General features: G+C 55.0%; 1 protein-coding gene. It reads left to right on the forward strand.

All coding sequences use genetic code 11. The annotated features are described in order from the left end of the window. The coding region (locus ALO64_RS08955) for a topoisomerase DNA-binding C4 zinc finger domain-containing protein (RefSeq protein WP_174517436.1) at positions 1 to 292 on the forward strand (292 nt) is incomplete at its 5' end. Positions 293 to 320: the final 28 nt, after the last annotated feature.

Below are 320 nucleotides of genomic sequence, written 5' to 3' on the forward strand. Positions count from 1 at the left end.
GATGATCGAGCAAGGCACCCTGACGCTCGATGACTTTATCGCCAGGCAATCGAATTGGATCACCAGGCTCGTCGATCAGTACAAGGGCACTACCTTGTCGATCAAGGTTCGCGAAGGTCCCAAGTGCCCGTTGTGCAACGCGAAAACCTCGCAGCGCAAAGGAGCCTCAAGTGTTTTCTGGGCGTGTACCAGGTACCCCGAATGCAAAGGTACGGTGAACATCGGTACAGGGAAGAAAAAATCGCCGGGCAAGTCAGCCAAGACGCGCACCGCCACGACGAAAACCGCTTGAACCACTGGATATGGCGGCCTGACAAATA

This window comes from Pseudomonas meliae (genome assembly GCF_001400515.1).
GTDB classification, from domain to species: domain Bacteria; phylum Pseudomonadota; class Gammaproteobacteria; order Pseudomonadales; family Pseudomonadaceae; genus Aquipseudomonas; species Aquipseudomonas amygdali.